Source organism: Pseudoruegeria sp. HB172150, from assembly GCF_013184805.1.
In the GTDB taxonomy this organism is placed as follows: domain Bacteria; phylum Pseudomonadota; class Alphaproteobacteria; order Rhodobacterales; family Rhodobacteraceae; genus Psychromarinibacter.
Genome location: NZ_JAATNG010000001.1, coordinates 1,893,370 through 1,908,969, shown reverse-complemented (window position 1 = coordinate 1,908,969; position 15,600 = coordinate 1,893,370). Strand labels below are relative to the sequence as shown.

Sequence of the window (15,600 nt, the reverse complement as noted above, 5' to 3'; positions counted from 1 at the left end):
AGTTCCGATCAGCCGTCCGTACGCACAAGCCGCAAATAGGGCCGCTCCGAAGGTTGCGGCGTCACATAGCTCTCCGGTTTCGGCTCTGCGAACTCCACCGGTTCCGCCGTTTTCGCTGATACCTCGGCGTCCGGTCGCTTGGTCTCGACGATCCGCCGCAACTGCACCTGCTCGATGGTGAACCGGCGCGGCGCGCGACCGATATCGCCACGGCTCTCAAGGCAGGCCAGAACCCGTGGCGATCCGCGGCCCGAATTGGCAAGCGGAGCGAGCAGCAGCCGTGCCGGCAGAACGGGCTTCCCGATACCGCGCTCACCGGCAATAGAGATGTCCGCCACCTGCGGCGTCGTCACCACGCTTTCCAGCACCCGCGAAATCCGGTCTCGCGCATCCGGAACGAAGAAGGCAGTAAGCGGCATTCCGCGTACTTCCATGCCCAGGATGTCCCGCAGGTGCATACCCGAGATTCTCACTCGTCCGATTCCCGGCGCCACATGCTCCAGCAGGAAGGTGTATTCCAGTGCCGAACCGAGGCCGCGCGGATCCACCTCGGCGCGATCCGGCATAATCCGGCCGGCGCGCAGGGCCTCCCAATAGGCGTCGACCTGGCCAATTGCCTGATATTTCAAAGAAGCCGCTCCATCGAACAACGCCACCACGTTGCCGTTTCCGGCATGCCTCATCTCCATCTTCTTACCCCCGCCAGGTCGCGGACATTGCCGCCCGACTCCCGGCTTGTTAACTGATACTTCAGATTCCTTACTCTTTCCTTAATCTGCCACAGAATGTGGCGAGATGGAGGCGAAAACTTACCAAATGGTTAATAGCAATGGTTAAATCCATGACGGGCTTTGCGGCAACAAAGGGGAATGCCGTAGGCTATAGCTGGAACTGGGACATTCGTTCGGTCAACGCACGCGGGCTCGATATTCGCACGCGGCTGCCCGACTGGATCGAGGGGCTCGACCAGCCGGTCCGCGCTGCCGTTTCAAAAACCGTAGCCCGAGGTAATGTGACCGTGGGCCTGAAGCTCGCGCGCGACGAAGGGGCAGCGTGCGAAGAAGTCGACCCGGCCGCACTCGCACGCATATTGGGCCAGTTGAAGCAGGTAGAGGCGGCGGCGGCCGAGGCAGGGCTCAGCTTCGCGAAACCCACCGTGACCGACGTACTGGCCGCACGGGGCGTGCTCGTAAGCAATGCCTCCGAGACGGATGTAGCCCCCCTGGCCAAGGCCATCACGGCGGGCCTGCCGGATCTCGTCAATGCCTTCGACCAGATGCGGCAGGCCGAGGGCGCCGCACTGAAAGACGTGCTTTTGGGTCAGCTTGCCACCATCCAGGACCTGACTACCGAAGCCGCAGAGCTTGCCGAGGCACGCAAGGACCAGATGGCCGACAGGCTGCGCGAGAACCTTGCGCGCATCCTGGAGAATTCCGATGGCGCCGACGAGGCTCGCGTCGCACAGGAACTGGCGATGATCGCCGTCAAGACGGACGTGACCGAGGAAATCGACCGGCTCGGCGCCCACGTGACGGCAGCCCGGGAACTGTTGGAAACCGACGGCCCCATCGGCCGCAAGCTCGACTTCCTCAGCCAGGAATTCAACCGCGAAGCCAACACGCTCTGTTCCAAGTCGCAGTCCACGGACCTGACCCGTGTCGGTCTTGACCTCAAGGCCACCATCGATCAGATGCGCGAGCAGGTTCAGAACGTGGAGTAGAACATGGCCGAGCGGCGCGGACTTCTGATCATCCTGTCCTCGCCCTCGGGGGCCGGTAAGTCGACCCTCGCGGGACGGCTTCGCGCCTGGGACCCGTCGATCAGGTTCTCCGTCTCCGCCACGACCCGGGAACCACGTCCCGGCGAACAGGACGGGCGCGAGTACTATTTCACGGACGAAACCGGCTTCAAGCGCATGGTCTCGGACGGCGACATGCTGGAACACGCCCATGTCTTCGGCAACTTCTACGGCTCGCCCCGCAAGCCGGTCGAAAGCGCCATCACCAGCGGCACCGACGTTCTGTTCGATATCGACTGGCAGGGTGCCCAGCAGATCCGAAACTCCGCCCTGCAGGACAGCGTTCTGTCGATCTTCCTCCTGCCGCCGTCCATCGCCGAACTTCACCGCCGCCTCATCAGCCGGGCTCAGGACGACCCTGACACCGTCGAACGCCGGATGAAACGCAGCTGGGACGAGATCAGCCACTGGGACAGCTACGACTACGTGCTGGTCAACGACGATCTCGACGAGACGGAGGAGCGGCTGAAAACCATCGTGACCGCCGAACGCCTGCGCCGCCCGCGCCAGCCTGGACTGACCGATGTGGTACGCCGCCTGCAGCGCGAATACGAGGAGACGGCGCTATGACCCTCTATGTGCTCGGCGACAGAGAGCCACAGCTGCCCGAGGATGGGGATTTCTGGGTCGCGCCCGATGCGAACGTCATTGGCAATGTCATCCTGCGCTCCGGCGCCTCCATCTGGTTCGGCGCCACGCTGCGCGGCGACAACGAGCCGATTGTCATCGGCGAAGGCTCGAACGTGCAGGAAAACACGGTCATGCACACCGATCCCGGTTGCCCTCTGACGATCGGCGCCAACTGCACCATCGGCCACAAGGCCATGCTGCACGGCTGCACGATCCATGACGGGGCTCTGATCGGCATGGGCGCAACGGTACTGAACCACGCGGTGATCGGGGCAGGGTGCCTGATCGGGGCCGGCGCGCTGATCACCGAAGGCAAGGAGATCCCGCCGGGCTCGCTGGTGATGGGAGCGCCTGGCAAGGTTATCCGTCAGCTCGACGAGGCGGCATTGAATGGCTTGCTCGCCTCGGCTGCCCACTACCGTGACCGCATGCGCCTGTTTCGCGAAAGCCTGCGGCCGATCTGACCACGGCTTGGCGGCACAAACACAACCAGCCAGTTGCGTATCGTCCGGAATGTTTCACGGACTCCCAATAGACGGATAGACAATGACCGAACCCAAACACAGCCTCGTGCGCCGCACATCCTGGCCCGACAGCGCAAGCCGGCCCGTCGTGACACCTCTGCAGCCTTCGGTGGTTTATGCGTCGGACAGCCCGGACGCGCTTGACGCGCAATACGAGGGCAGGGCGCAGGGTTACACCTATGCCCGCGAAGGCCACCCCAACGCGACGGTTCTGGCCCGCAAGATCGACGGGATGGAAGGCGTGGACGGCGGGCTGATCCTCGGCTCCGGGATGGCCGCAATCACGGCGCTGATGTTCGGTCTGCTGGGAAAGGGCGATCACGTGTTGGGCGGCAACCAGCTGTATGGCCGGTCGATGCGGATGCTGCGCGAGGAACTGCCGCGTCTCGGCATCGACGCGACCCTCGCCGATCCGACCGACGCCGACAGCTTCGCCCAATCGATCCGCCCCGAAACCCGGCTGATCCTGCTGGAGGTCGTGTCGAACCCCACACTGCGCGTATCCGACGTGACGGGCATTGCCAAACTGGCGAAGGATCGTGGCATCCTTCTGGCCATCGACAACACCTTCACCACGCCGCGCGGCTTCCAGCCCTACGATCAAGGCGCGGATATCGTGCTCCACTCGGTGACCAAGCTGCTTGGCGGCCACTCCGACGCGACGCTGGGATACATTTCCGCGCGCGACCCGGCCCACCGCAAACGCATCTATGACACCGCCGTCACGCTGGGCCTTACGCCAAGCCCGTTTGACTGCTGGCTGGCAGAGCGTGGCCTCTATTCTTTCGAACTGCGCTACGACCGGGCAGAGCAGAACGCCAGAACCCTCGCCGATGCCTTCGCCGAAACACCCGGCGTCAAACGTGTCCTGTACCCGACGCGGCCCGATCACCCCGACCATAACCGCGCCGCGGCCCTGCTGGGGGAACGCGGCGGCAACATGGTCAGCTTTGAAATCGAAGGCGGCCGCGACGCGACCAATGCGCTCGTTCAGGCCGCGCCGAATATCGCCTTCGCCCCCACGCTCGGCGATATCGGCACCACGCTCAGCCATCCCGCCAGTTCCTCCCACCGCGCCCTCAGCAGTGACGAACGCGCCGAACTCGGCATGTCCGAAGGGTTTTTCCGCGTTTCCGTGGGGGTCGAAGACGTCGATCTGCTCGTCGCGGAGTTTCGTGCGGCGATTGCCGCGGCCACAGGCACATGACCGGGCAGGACATCTCCACTATCCTCGCCGCGATCCCGCTTCCACTGGTCCTGATCGGTGGCGACGAGCGAGTGATCGCGGCCAATACGGCCGCTGGTCAGCTCTTCGGCGCTGCTGGCGCGGGATATCACTACATCACCGTCCTGCGGCAGCCGGTTCTTCTGGATTGCGTCGAAGCGGCGCTCAAGGCGGGACAGCGGCGCGAGGCGCAGTTCCTTACCCGTGATGGCGAACGCGACGTGACTTTCAATGCCGTCGCCGCTCCGGTCGGCGATGGCGTCATGCTCAGCCTCGAAGACATCAGCCACGTGCAGGCCGCCGGCGAGATGCGCCGCGACTTCGTGGCCAATGTCAGCCATGAACTCCGCACGCCTCTGACCGCGCTCATCGGCTTCATCGAGACCCTGCAGGGCCCGGCCCGCAAAGACCCGGACGCGCAGGCGCGCTTCCTCGAGATCATGGAACGTGAAGCGGGCCGCATGAGCCGTCTCATCCAGGACCTGCTGTCGCTTTCGCGCGTCGAAAGCGAAGAGCGCGTACGCCCGACGGAACGCGTGGATGTCGCCAGCCTTGTCACCTCTGCCTCGATGACGCTCGGCGCCGTGGCCGAAGAACGCGGCGTGTCTTTGACGGTGATCGGAGCCGACGATGCCGCGGAAGTGCCGGGCGACTCCGATCAGCTATTGCAGGTCTTCACCAACCTGATGGAGAACGGCATCAAATACGGCGGCGGCGAAGTCACCGTCGAGCTGACCCGCCAGGAACGCGACCCGATGTTGCGCGGTCCGGCTGTGCGGGTCGAGGTGCGCGACAATGGCGACGGCATCGATCCGTTGCACATTCCGCGGCTGACCGAGCGCTTCTACCGCATAGACAGCCACCGCTCGCGCGAGATGGGCGGGACGGGCCTTGGCCTTGCGATCGTGAAGCATATCGTGAACCGGCATCGCGGCCGGCTCAGGATTGAAAGCACGCGCGGGCAGGGCAGTCGCTTCGTGGTGGTGCTACCCTCCTGAGGGCGAATATCAGTGCCATGACGCAGGCGAACGGAGTATCCGCGCGTGATGCCGCTGGATCTACTCCCCGGCTCTTTCCAGAGATCTTGCCGGAACGAGTCTTCGAAATGGTCCGGACGATTCGGAACGTTCCATTACGTCCGGTAAACGTATGTGACAAATCGATTCTATCGGCGCGGCCTGACCTGTTACCTTTGGCCGTCCAGCTATCGGGCAACCCAACGTAACCTTCTGCGGAGTCCATGGATTTTTCATGTATCCGTAATTTGTCTAGTTGGCGAGAATATACCTTAAGTATCGGAAAATAAATTGAAACATGCAGGAGCACATGTTCCGCCACCAAGCGTTGTCTGTGGGTGTCATGAAACTGTTACCCAGTTGTCACAAAAGCTTCTGACCACAGCCGTAGGCAGCCCAGCACGAAGGGGGATTTAGAGAGAGACAGGGGTCCCCCTGCGAAACTCAATCAGGAGCTATCTATGTCCTTTGCGAAACTGACCGCCTCCACCCTGGCGATCGCTGCCGTGTCCGCGACTGCTGCCGCTGCGCGTGACAACGTCCAGGTGGCTGGCTCGTCGACCGTTCTGCCCTACGCGTCGATCGTCGCCGAAGCCTTCGGCGAGAACTTCGACTTCCCGACCCCGGTCGTGGAATCGGGCGGTTCGTCGGCTGGCCTGAAGCGCTTCTGCGAAGGCGTTGGTGAAAACACCATCGACATCGCGAACGCTTCCCGTGCGATCCGCGACAGCGAAATCGAAACCTGTGCCGCCAACGGCGTCACCGATATCGTCGAAGTCCGCATCGGCTATGACGGCATCGTCTTCGCCTCGCAAATCGACGGCCCGGCCTTCACCGCGTTCGAGCCGGCCGACTGGTTCTCCGCCCTGGCCGCCGAAATCCCGGTTGATGGCGCGATGACCGCCAACCCGAACATGACCTGGGCCGACGTGAACCCGGATCTGCCGGACGTCGAAATCGCCGCTTTCATCCCGGGCACCAAGCACGGCACCCGTGAAGTCTTCGAAGAGAAGGTCCTGCTGCAGGGCTGCGAAGACACCGGCGCGATGCAGGCCATGATGGATGCCGGCATGTCCGAAGACGACGCCGAAGGCGCCTGCATGGCGGTTCGCACCGATGGCAAGTCGGTCGACATCGACGGCGACTACACCGAAACCCTGGCCCGGATCGACTCGAACCCGAATGGCCTGGGCGTCTTCGGTCTGGCGTTCTACGAGAACAACACCGACAAGCTCAAAGTCGCGACCATGTCCGGCGTCGAGCCGTCGACCGACACCATCGCCTCGGGTGAATACCCGGTGTCGCGTCCGCTGTTCTTCTACATCAAGAAAGCGCATGTCGGCGTGATCCCCGGCCTGCAGGAATACGCCGACTTCTTCGTGTCTGACGAGATCGCCGGCCCAAGCGGCCCGCTGTCCAACTACGGCCTCGTGTCCGACCCGGAACTCTCGGCGACCCAGGAAAAGGTCCAGAACCTGGAGACCATGGGCAGCTCCATGTAATCAGGCCTCGGCCAAACGTCAGAGGCGGCCATTTGTGCCGCCTCTGCTCAATTGAAACATCTGACGAAATCCCTGGGGGAAGCGCACATGCCCGTGCTTTGGATCGTCGCGATCATCTTGGCGCTGGCCGTCATCGGCTATTTCATGGGACGGTACAGGGCGATTGCAAGCGCCGGCGGCGACAGCCGCAAACTGCACTCTCTCCCGAACTACTACGGAACCAGCGTTGCCATCTTCACGACGGTCTTCTCGCTGCTCGTCCTGATAATCTGGCTGATTGTTCAGCCCCTGGTGATCGAGAACCGGGTTTCCGGGACGATCCCGGCCGAGGCGATCCCGGAAGGAAGCACACTGGGACTCGTGATGTCGGACGTGCGCCGCGTCGCGAACGGGCTCGACATTGCCGTCGCAGGCGGTGCAATGACCGAAGACTACGCCTCGAGCATCCGTACGGAATTCACGGACGTCCGTGACCGCCTCGCCGGGGTCGGCGTTGCCCTCGGTTCGGACGTCGGCTCCTCCACGCTCCGCGCGGCGCAGCTTTACCGGACGATGTCTGCCACTGGCGCCTTGTTGATGGCCATCGTGGTGCTTGCCATCGCGCTTGGCGGTTTCCTCTTCGCCCTGATGCGCACCCACAAGGATTTCCGTGCCCGGAATGTCGTGGAAACGTCGATCAGATACCTGCTGATCGGCGCGGCCTCCATCGCCATTCTGACAACGGTCGGCATCATCCTCTCGCTGATCTTCAACACGATCGAGTTCTTTTACCGCTACCCCGCATGGGATTTCTTCTTCGGCACCACCTGGGCGCCGAGCTTCGGTGGCGGATCGGAACTCGGCATCATCCCTCTGCTCTGGGGCACCCTCTACATCTCGTTCATCGCTCTGGTGGTCGCGGTGCCGATCGGTCTCTTCGCGGCGGTCTACCTGTCGGAATATGCGACACCGAGGATCCGCGCCTTCGCGAAGCCGCTGATCGAGGTGCTGGCCGGCATCCCGACCATCGTCTACGGCCTTTTCGCGCTGCTGACCGTTGGTCCGCTGCTGCTGTCGGTCTTCGGACCGAACAGCGTGGGCTGGATGGGTGCGGCTTCCTCGGTCATGACCGCGGGCCTTGTCATGGGCATCATGCTGATCCCCTTCGTCAGCTCACTGTCGGACGACATCATCAACGCGGTGCCGCAGGCGATGCGCGACGGCTCGCTTGGCCTTGGCGCCACCCATTCCGAGACGGTCAAACAGGTGGTCCTGCCGGCTGCTCTGCCCGGCATCGTCGGTGCCGTGCTGCTGGCGGCCTCGCGGGCCATCGGTGAAACCATGATCGTGGTGATGGGGGCAGGGGCCGCGGCAAGGCTCTCGCTCAACCCGTTCGAGGCGATGACCACCGTTACCGCGAAGATCGTCAGCCAGCTGACCGGCGACGCGGACTTCTCCTCGCCCGAAGCGCTCGTCGCCTTCGCCCTGGGCATGACCCTCTTCGTCATCACCCTCGGCCTCAACATTCTCGCACTCTACATCGTGCGCAAATACCGGGAGCAATACGAATGACCGACGTGACAAATACACCCGTTCCGTCGGGACCGGAAAAGTCTCGTGGCTCGTCGCTCTACGCGCTGGACAAGCGTACCAAGCGCCGCAATGCCGCCGAAGCCCGGTTCAAGGCATACGGGATCGCCGCTGTCTGTGTCGGTCTGGCGTTCCTGGTAATCCTGCTGGTCTCGATCGTCCGCAACGGCATTCCGGCCTTTACGCAGACGTTCGTCGAGCTGCCGATCTACCTGAACGAGGAAAAACTCGATCCCGACGGCAACCGCGATCCGGCGGCGATGAGCAAGGTGTCGACCTTCGGCTACAACCCGTTGATCGAGGATGCGCTGGTTCAGCTCATGGCCGACAACGGTATCGAAACCGACATGGATGGGCCGACGCTGCGCAAGATGCTATCGTCGTCCGTTCCGGCTCAGGTCCGGGATTATACGCTCGCCAATCCGGACCAGGTTGGGGAAACCGTCACGTTCCGCGTTCTCGCCTCTAGCCGCGTCGACGGTTACATGAAGGGCAGGGTGCAGCGCGAGGACCTCGAGCGTGACAAGAACCTCGACGCTGCGCACCTTGACATCGTCGACCAACTGGTAGACGCGGGAGCAGTCGAACGTACCTTCAACTGGGCCTTCATCACCGGCGCCGACGCGTCGGAAAGCCGCCCGGAACAGGCCGGCATCGGGGTTTCTATGATTGGGTCGTTCTTCATGATGATCGTGGTCCTTGTCCTGGCGCTGCCCATCGGCGTCGCGGCTTCCATCTATCTCGAGGAGTTCGCGGCGAAGAACCGGTTCACCGACCTGATCGAGGTGAACATCTCGAACCTCGCGGCCGTCCCGTCGATCGTCTTCGGTATCCTCGGTCTGGCGGTGTTCATCCAGTTCGGCGGCCTGCCGCAATCGGCGCCGCTCGTGGGTGGCCTCGTCCTGACTCTGATGACCCTGCCGACGATCATCATCTCGACCCGCGCGTCGCTCAAGGCGGTGCCGCCGTCGATCCGCGACGCCGCGCTGGGGGTAGGGGCCTCGAAAACCCAGGCCGTGTTCCACCACGTGCTGCCCCTGGCCATGCCCGGCATCCTGACCGGTACCATCATCGGCCTTGCGCAGGCGCTCGGTGAAACCGCGCCGCTGCTGCTGATCGGGATGGTCGGCTACATCGCCACCAACTACCCCGAAGGGATCGTCGATGGCTTCCTGGCGCCGAATTCGGCCATGCCCGCCCAGATCTACGAATGGGCCAAGCGCGCCGACCCGGCCTATTACGAACGCGCCTGGGGCGGTATCATCGTGCTGCTCCTGTTCCTTATGACCATGAACATCATCGCCATTATACTGCGTCGCCGGTTCGAGCGTCGCTGGTAAGGAGAAGAGCCAATGAATCAGATGCCCATGACCAGCGAGAACGTCACCACCATGCCGACGAAGAACACCAAGATCACCGCACGCGACGTGCAGGTCTATTATGGGGATACCCACGCCATCAAGGATGTGGACGTCGATATCGAGGACCGCACCGTCACCGCCTTCATCGGTCCGTCGGGCTGTGGCAAGTCGACCTTCCTTCGCTGCCTGAACCGCATGAACGACACGATCGACATCTGCCGGGTGGAAGGTGCGATCAAGATCGACAACGAGGACATCTACGACAAGAAGGTCGACCCGGTGCAACTCCGTGCCAAGGTCGGCATGGTGTTCCAGAAACCGAACCCGTTTCCCAAGTCGATCTACGACAACATCGCATACGGGCCCCGGATCCACGGACTTGCGAAATCCAAGGCGGACCTGGACGAAATCGTCGAGAAATCCCTGCGCCGCGGCGCGATCTGGGACGAGGTGAAGGACCGTCTGCATGCGCCCGGCACCGGCCTGTCCGGCGGCCAGCAGCAGCGTCTCTGCATCGCCCGTGCAGTTGCCACGGAACCGGAAGTCCTGCTGATGGACGAGCCGTGCTCGGCTCTGGACCCGATCGCCACCGACCAGGTGGAGGATCTGATCGACGAACTGCGCAGCCAGTATTCGGTGGTCATCGTGACCCACTCGATGCAACAGGCCGCCCGCGTCAGTCAGAAAACGGCCTTCTTCCACCTTGGTAATCTTGTGGAGTATGGTGAGACCGATCAGATCTTCACCAATCCAAAGGATCCGAGGACCGAAAGCTATATTTCGGGCCGTATCGGTTAAAGAAATAAATGCAAGACAAGCACATCTCTTCTGCCTTCGACCGCGACCTTGAATCCCTTCAGTCTCTCATCATGAAGATGGGGGGCCTCGTCGAAGCGTCCATCCAACAGGCGGTCCGAGCTTTCCTGGACCGTGACGAGGATCTTGCGAACATGGTTCGCAAGACGGATGTGCGCATCGACGCACTGGAAAACGAGGTCAACGAGGAAGCGGCGCGCGTCATCGCGATCCGCAATCCGATGGCCACCGATCTGCGTACCGTGCTGTCGGTCATGAAGATCAGCGCCAATCTCGAACGCTGTGGGGACTACACCAAGAACCTCGCCAAGCGGACCACCGTGCTAGCCACGCTGCAGCCGGTGGAAGAGGCCGCGCCGGCGATCCGCCGCATGGCCCGCGATGTCGAGGCGATGCTGAAGGACGCGCTCGACGCCTTCGCGCAGCGCGACAACGAACTGGCCGAACAGGTTATCGAACGCGATGACGAGGTCGATCAGATGTACAACGCGATTTTTCGTGAATTGCTGACTCACATGATGGAAGACCCTCGCAACATCACCGCCTGCATGCACCTCCATTTTATTGCCAAGAACATGGAACGCATGGGCGACCACGTCACGTCCATCGCCGAACAGGTGGTCTACATGGTGACCGGTGAAATGCCCGAGGAACGCCGCCCGAAAAGTGACGAGACGCCATACATGGATGCTGACGGGGTAGTCTGATGGCAGCTGCACAACCGAAAGTCCTGGTCGTCGAGGACGAGCCTTCGCAGCGCGAAGTGCTGGCCTACAATCTGGAGGCAGAGGGCTTCGACGTCGCCCGTGCCGGCACAGGAGACGACGCGCTGCTCCTCGTCGAAGAGGACACGCCGGACATCATCCTGCTGGACTGGATGCTGCCCGGTGTCTCCGGGATCGAGATCTGCCGCAGGCTCAAGACACGTCCCAACACACGCGGCGTGCCTATCATCATGCTGTCGGCGCGCTCCGAGGAAGTTGACCGGGTGAGGGGGCTCGAGACTGGCGCCGACGACTATGTCGTCAAACCGTTCTCTGTCGTCGAACTGATGGCGCGCGTGCGCGCCCAGCTGCGCCGCACGCGGCCTGCGTCTGTTGGCCAGCGGCTGGAATTCTCGGACATCATGCTCGACTCGGAGACCCACAAGGTCACGCGTTGCGGCCAGGAGCTGAAGCTGGGGCCGACCGAATTCCGTCTGTTGACCACCTTCATGGAAAAGCCGGGCCGCGTCTGGAGCCGGGAACAGCTCCTGGATCGTGTCTGGGGGCGCGACATCTACGTCGACACCCGCACAGTTGACGTTCACATCGGACGCCTGCGCAAGGCTCTCGGCGCGCATGGCGGCGAGGACCCGATCCGAACCGTACGAGGCGCAGGCTACGCACTCGGCTGATTGGCGACGGGAGAGGCGTGCCGATAGCGCCGGATGTCAGATCCATTAATCCGATAATCGGTATTATGTAAATGATGAGGGTCTGTGGAGCTACGCCGTAACCCATTGCTGCCTTGGTCTTTTTAACCAGGTGCATCGATGCGGCCGGTGTTGTCTGCGCGATGGTCCCTCTGCTTGTTTGTGCCCCCCACGCTGCACGGCCCGGCATCAAAGCTTCCATGGCCAAGTGCCCGTAAAGAGACTCGTTTTCGCTCTCCTGGGCCATGGATAGCCCCGGACTGCGGATGTCTTCGGTGTCTGAGACGCGGCGGCGAGGCATTCATACGGATGAGCATTTCACAATCTTGTGAGCAAGCGCTCGCGTCGAAACCGCGACGGCCACACCCCGAACTGGTTAAAATCGGGTTAATTGCCACATTTACGCCAGTTAGGATCGATACAAGCGGACGCAACGTCAACTTCGTGCGCGCACGGATATCGCGCACATGCAGGAAAACGGTTGACCTTATGATAGAACTTATAAAAATCAGCCCTCGGATGAGGACCCCGCGGAACGACGGGATGACAATGCTTGACTATGTCGAGGGCGTAATCGCGTCCACAAACATGGATGAGCTGTGGCAGCACCATTGTGATGCCATGGCTTCCTACGGATTCACGCGGCTGCTCTACGGAATGGCTTCGTCGCGGTCGCGGTCGTCGCTCGGCGCGCGTGACGATTTTCTGATTTTGACCAATATCGTCGGCGACTACATGGATACCTTCGTCAACGACGGTCTCTACCTGCATGCGCCGATGGTCCGCTGGGCCACCGAAAACAGCGGTTCCTGCTCGTGGAGCTGGATCCGTGAACATGCCGAGGCGCTAACCTCCAAGGAACGCGAGGTCGTCGAGTTTAACACCCGCCACGGTCTGACCGCAGGACTGTCGATCAGCTTTGCCGAGACTGGCGCACGGGGTATCGCCGCCATTGCGCTCATTCCTGACGAAGGTGTGCCGCAGTCCGATGTGGATGCCATCTGGGCCGTAAAAGGCAGTGAAATCGAGGCGATGAACCACGTTCTTCATCTCAAGATCCTGACCCTGCCCTACCCCAACACACGCAAACCGCTCACAAAGCGCCAGCGTGAAGCGCTCGAATGGGTCGGTGAAGGTAAGACGACTCAGGATATCGGGGTCATCATGGGCCTCACTCCGGCCACTGTCGAAAAGCACCTGCGCCTCGCTCGAGAGACGCTGGATGTCGAGACGACGGCCCAGGCGGTATTGAAAGCAAGTCTCCAGAATCAGATTTTTCGGATCGAAGGCTAGATTTCGAGCTTTTCCGTCAGGTGTAGCGGCCCGGTGTCATGGCTGGGACGGGGCGAGAGCGTGAGTCCGGAACTCTCTGGAATCACTGCGCAATTTACGCAATTTTAACGCTGCTTTCCGTAAAGGTAGGGAATCCCATACTTTCTTTACCAAGCGTTAAAAGGCACCTTTTTCGTGTTCCGTGAGTGGTGGCAATTAGCCAAGGAACAGCTGGGCCGGGGAACCCTGTTATTGCTGGGTGAAAGGTTCGGCACCGGGAAACCGGACGCCGGTCTGTCTGTGTATAGTCCACAGGCAGGCCCGGCACGAAATAAAGGTGGCCGCGTCCTCATCCCCATTTGTCCGGGCGCCTTTAGATAAGACGGTGCAGTCCACGCCCGGACTGCACCGTTCTTTGCTGTCTGGCTTCCACTTTCGGATGGTTCGCGCTGGTCGCCTGTTCCAAAAGAAAAACGCCCCCCGCAATACCGCGGAGGGCGTTCAGCTTGGTTCGGTGCGGGCGATCAGCCTTGGGCGACCTTCGCGACCTCGGCAGCGAAATCTTCCGCTTCCTTTTCGATCCCTTCGCCGACCTCAAGCCGGACAAAGCCGGTGATCTCGACGCCGGCTTCTTCCGCAGCCTTGGCGACGGTCAGGTCGGGGTTCACCACGAACTGCTGGCCCAGCAGCGTGACCTCGGCCATGAATTTCTTCATCCGGCCTTCGATCATCTTCTCGATCACGGCTTCGGGCTTGCCCGACTCGCGCGCGATATCGATCTGAACCTGCTTTTCCTTCTCGACGACGGCCGGATCCAGGTCCGCCTCGCCCAGCGAAGCCGGGTTCGCAGCGGCGATGTGCATCGCGACCTGCTTGCCGAACGCCTCGTTGGTGCCTTTCAGCGCAACCAGGACGCCGATCTTGCCCATGTCGGTGGCGGCCGCGTTGTGGATGTACGACGCGATCGTATCGCCCTCGACCATGGCCATGCGGCGCAGGGTCATGTTCTCGCCGATGGTCGCGATCTTGTCGGTCACGACGTCCGCAACGGTCTTGCCGCCAAGGTTGGCCGCAGCCAGCGCCTCGACGTCCGACACGGTCAGCGCGGTCTCGGCAATCGCCTTCACCATCGTCTGGAAATCCGCGTTCTTCGCGACGAAGTCGGTTTCCGAGTTCACCTCGACTGCAACGCCCTTGCCACCCTTGACCGCGACGGCAACAAGGCCCTCGGCGGCGGTGCGGCCGGATTTCTTCGCGGCCTTGGCCAGGCCCTTGGTGCGCAGCCAGTCAACGGCCGCTTCCATGTCGCCGTCGGTCTCGACCAGCGCCTTCTTGGCGTCCATCATGCCTGCGCCGGACATTTCGCGCAGTTCTTTCACCTGTGCAGCGGTGATTGCCATCTCGGCTCTCCTCAAATCGAACGGATAGTGTCCCGGGCGCGGCCATAGCCGCACCCGATGACGTTTCGGTGACGGTCGGGCCCGATCAGGCCTCGGCCTTCGCCTCTTCTTCGGCCGGGGCTTCCTCGACAGCGGCTTCTTCGCCGGCCTCGTCGTCCAGCCCTTCCTCGACCATGCCCTCTTCCAGCGCGCCTACATCGACGCCGGCCGCGTCAAGCTGTGCCGACATCCCGTCGAGAGCCGCACGCGACGCCAGGTCGCAGTAAAGCGCGATGGCGCGGGCCGCGTCGTCGTTGCCCGGGATGATGTAGTCAACGCCTTCGGGCGAGCAGTTGGTGTCGACGACCGCAACCACCGGAATGCTCAGCTTCTTCGCCTCGGCGATGGCGAGGTCTTCCTTGTTGACGTCGATCACGAACAGCAGGTCCGGAACGCCGCCCATGTCGCGGATGCCGCCCAGCGACGCTTCCAGCTTCTCGCGGTCGCGCTCGACCGACAGACGCTCGCGCTTGGTCAGGCCCTCGGCGCCTTCCGCCATCTGCTCGTCGATCGCCTTCAGACGGGCGATGGACTGCGACACGGTCTTCCAGTTGGTCAGCGTGCCGCCCAGCCAGCGGTGGTTCATGTAATACTGTGCGCAGCGTTCGGCAGCTTCGGCCACCGGTTTCGCGGCCTGCCGCTTGGTGCCGACAAACAGGATGCGGCCACCCTTGGCGACGGTTTCGCGGATCACGTTCAGAGCAGCGTCCAGCATCGGGACGGTCTGCGTCAGGTCCATGATGTGGATGCCGTTGCGTTCGCCGTAGATGAACTCGCCCATACGGGGGTTCCAGCGTTGGGTCTGGTGACCGAAGTGTACGCCAGCTTCCAGAAGCTGACGCAAAGTGAATTCAGGCAGCGCCATGTTCGTTTCCTTTCCGGTTTGCGCCTCGGCGGGACCACTTGAAGCTTTCGCTCAACCGGCGGACCTTACGGGATGTCTCCCCGCAAGGCCCAAGCCCCGCCTGTGAAGTGTCGCGCGATATAAGCGAAGGTTGAGCATTGCGCAAGCCCCGGCGCCCCGCGTTCGCCGA

Annotated in this window: 15 protein-coding genes; 12 read left to right on the top strand and 3 right to left on the bottom strand. The window is 62.3% G+C overall.

Annotated elements, in window-relative coordinates:
* Positions 1–8: 8 nt before the first annotated feature.
* Positions 9–683 (bottom strand): PAS domain-containing protein, encoded by a 675-nt coding sequence (locus HCO70_RS09125; RefSeq protein WP_172295146.1) that lies wholly within the window; start codon positions 681–683, stop codon positions 9–11.
* 146 nt (positions 684–829) lie between these two features.
* On the opposite strand from HCO70_RS09125, the gene HCO70_RS09120 reads away from it, so the two are divergent.
* The 12 genes from HCO70_RS09120 (at position 830) to HCO70_RS09065 (ending at position 13,148) form a co-directional block, all read left to right on the top strand.
* On the top strand, positions 830–1,720 hold the full coding sequence (locus HCO70_RS09120) for a YicC/YloC family endoribonuclease (protein WP_172295144.1): 891 nt from the start codon (positions 830–832) through the stop codon (positions 1,718–1,720).
* Between the two features lie 3 nt (positions 1,721–1,723).
* Positions 1,724–2,368, top strand: a complete 645-nt coding sequence (gene gmk / locus HCO70_RS09115; RefSeq protein WP_172295142.1) for a guanylate kinase — start codon at positions 1,724–1,726, stop codon at positions 2,366–2,368.
* A complete protein-coding gene (locus tag HCO70_RS09110) occupies positions 2,365–2,892 on the top strand; it encodes a gamma carbonic anhydrase family protein (RefSeq protein WP_172295140.1) in 528 nt (175 codons plus the stop codon). Before gmk ends, HCO70_RS09110 begins: the two co-directional genes overlap by 4 nt.
* A gap of 82 nt (positions 2,893–2,974) precedes the next feature.
* Positions 2,975–4,159 carry a PLP-dependent aspartate aminotransferase family protein gene (locus HCO70_RS09105; RefSeq protein WP_172295138.1) on the top strand — a complete coding sequence of 395 codons (1,185 nt, stop codon included), beginning with the start codon at positions 2,975–2,977 and terminating at the stop codon, positions 4,157–4,159.
* Positions 4,156–5,175: an ATP-binding protein gene (locus HCO70_RS09100; RefSeq protein WP_172295136.1), complete on the top strand. Its 1,020-nt coding sequence runs from the start codon at positions 4,156–4,158 to the stop codon at positions 5,173–5,175. Before HCO70_RS09105 ends, HCO70_RS09100 begins: the two co-directional genes overlap by 4 nt.
* Positions 5,176–5,654: 479 nt before the next feature.
* Entirely contained in the window at positions 5,655–6,695 is a 1,041-nt protein-coding gene (locus HCO70_RS09095; RefSeq protein ID WP_172295134.1) for a substrate-binding domain-containing protein, read from the top strand.
* Positions 6,696–6,782: 87 nt separating this feature from the next.
* The gene (gene pstC / locus HCO70_RS09090) at positions 6,783–8,246 is read left to right on the top strand and encodes a phosphate ABC transporter permease subunit PstC (RefSeq protein WP_172295132.1); all 1,464 of its coding nucleotides are present in this window, start codon (positions 6,783–6,785) and stop codon (positions 8,244–8,246) included.
* Positions 8,243–9,604, top strand: a complete 1,362-nt coding sequence (gene pstA, locus HCO70_RS09085) for a phosphate ABC transporter permease PstA (protein WP_172295130.1) — start codon at positions 8,243–8,245, stop codon at positions 9,602–9,604. The genes pstC and pstA overlap by 4 nt, the downstream gene beginning before the upstream one ends.
* A gap of 21 nt (positions 9,605–9,625) precedes the next feature.
* Positions 9,626–10,423: a phosphate ABC transporter ATP-binding protein PstB gene (gene pstB / locus HCO70_RS09080; protein WP_253913233.1), complete on the top strand. Its 798-nt coding sequence runs from the start codon at positions 9,626–9,628 to the stop codon at positions 10,421–10,423.
* 8 nt (positions 10,424–10,431) lie between these two features.
* Positions 10,432–11,148 (top strand): phosphate signaling complex protein PhoU, encoded by a 717-nt coding sequence (gene phoU, locus HCO70_RS09075; protein ID WP_172295126.1) that lies wholly within the window; start codon positions 10,432–10,434, stop codon positions 11,146–11,148.
* Positions 11,148–11,837: a phosphate regulon transcriptional regulator PhoB gene (gene phoB, locus HCO70_RS09070; protein ID WP_172295124.1), complete on the top strand. Its 690-nt coding sequence runs from the start codon at positions 11,148–11,150 to the stop codon at positions 11,835–11,837. Before phoU ends, phoB begins: the two co-directional genes overlap by 1 nt.
* A gap of 606 nt (positions 11,838–12,443) precedes the next feature.
* Positions 12,444–13,148 (top strand): LuxR family transcriptional regulator, encoded by a 705-nt coding sequence (locus tag HCO70_RS09065; protein WP_253913143.1) that lies wholly within the window; start codon positions 12,444–12,446, stop codon positions 13,146–13,148.
* A 503-nt stretch (positions 13,149–13,651) separates the two neighbouring features.
* Here the strand turns inward: HCO70_RS09065 and tsf are convergent.
* Both tsf and rpsB read right to left on the bottom strand, forming a co-directional pair.
* Positions 13,652–14,527 carry a translation elongation factor Ts gene (tsf, locus tag HCO70_RS09060; RefSeq protein WP_172295120.1) on the bottom strand — a complete coding sequence of 292 codons (876 nt, stop codon included), beginning with the start codon at positions 14,525–14,527 and terminating at the stop codon, positions 13,652–13,654.
* 85 nt (positions 14,528–14,612) lie between these two features.
* A complete protein-coding gene (gene rpsB, locus HCO70_RS09055; protein ID WP_172295118.1) occupies positions 14,613–15,431 on the bottom strand; it encodes a 30S ribosomal protein S2 in 819 nt (272 codons plus the stop codon).
* Positions 15,432–15,600 lie beyond the last annotated feature (169 nt).

Excerpts from the sequence above, each read along its gene's own strand:
- pstB (WP_253913233.1), top strand. The coding sequence starts at position 9,626 with ATGCCCATGACCAGCGAGAACGTCACCACCATGCCGACGAAGAACACC.
- HCO70_RS09125 (WP_172295146.1), bottom strand. The coding sequence starts at position 683 with ATGAGGCATGCCGGAAACGGCAACGTGGTGGCGTTGTTCGATGGAGCG.
- HCO70_RS09110 (WP_172295140.1), top strand. The coding sequence starts at position 2,365 with ATGACCCTCTATGTGCTCGGCGACAGAGAGCCACAGCTGCCCGAGGAT.
- gmk (WP_172295142.1), top strand. The coding sequence starts at position 1,724 with ATGGCCGAGCGGCGCGGACTTCTGATCATCCTGTCCTCGCCCTCGGGG.
- pstA (WP_172295130.1), top strand. The coding sequence starts at position 8,243 with ATGACCGACGTGACAAATACACCCGTTCCGTCGGGACCGGAAAAGTCT.
- tsf (WP_172295120.1), bottom strand. The coding sequence starts at position 14,527 with ATGGCAATCACCGCTGCACAGGTGAAAGAACTGCGCGAAATGTCCGGC.
- HCO70_RS09120 (WP_172295144.1), top strand. The coding sequence starts at position 830 with ATGGTTAAATCCATGACGGGCTTTGCGGCAACAAAGGGGAATGCCGTA.
- phoB (WP_172295124.1), top strand. The coding sequence starts at position 11,148 with ATGGCAGCTGCACAACCGAAAGTCCTGGTCGTCGAGGACGAGCCTTCG.
- HCO70_RS09105 (WP_172295138.1), top strand. The coding sequence starts at position 2,975 with ATGACCGAACCCAAACACAGCCTCGTGCGCCGCACATCCTGGCCCGAC.
- phoU (WP_172295126.1), top strand. The coding sequence starts at position 10,432 with ATGCAAGACAAGCACATCTCTTCTGCCTTCGACCGCGACCTTGAATCC.
- rpsB (WP_172295118.1), bottom strand. The coding sequence starts at position 15,431 with ATGGCGCTGCCTGAATTCACTTTGCGTCAGCTTCTGGAAGCTGGCGTA.
- HCO70_RS09100 (WP_172295136.1), top strand. The coding sequence starts at position 4,156 with ATGACCGGGCAGGACATCTCCACTATCCTCGCCGCGATCCCGCTTCCA.
- HCO70_RS09065 (WP_253913143.1), top strand. The coding sequence starts at position 12,444 with ATGGATGAGCTGTGGCAGCACCATTGTGATGCCATGGCTTCCTACGGA.
- pstC (WP_172295132.1), top strand. The coding sequence starts at position 6,783 with ATGCCCGTGCTTTGGATCGTCGCGATCATCTTGGCGCTGGCCGTCATC.
- HCO70_RS09095 (WP_172295134.1), top strand. The coding sequence starts at position 5,655 with ATGTCCTTTGCGAAACTGACCGCCTCCACCCTGGCGATCGCTGCCGTG.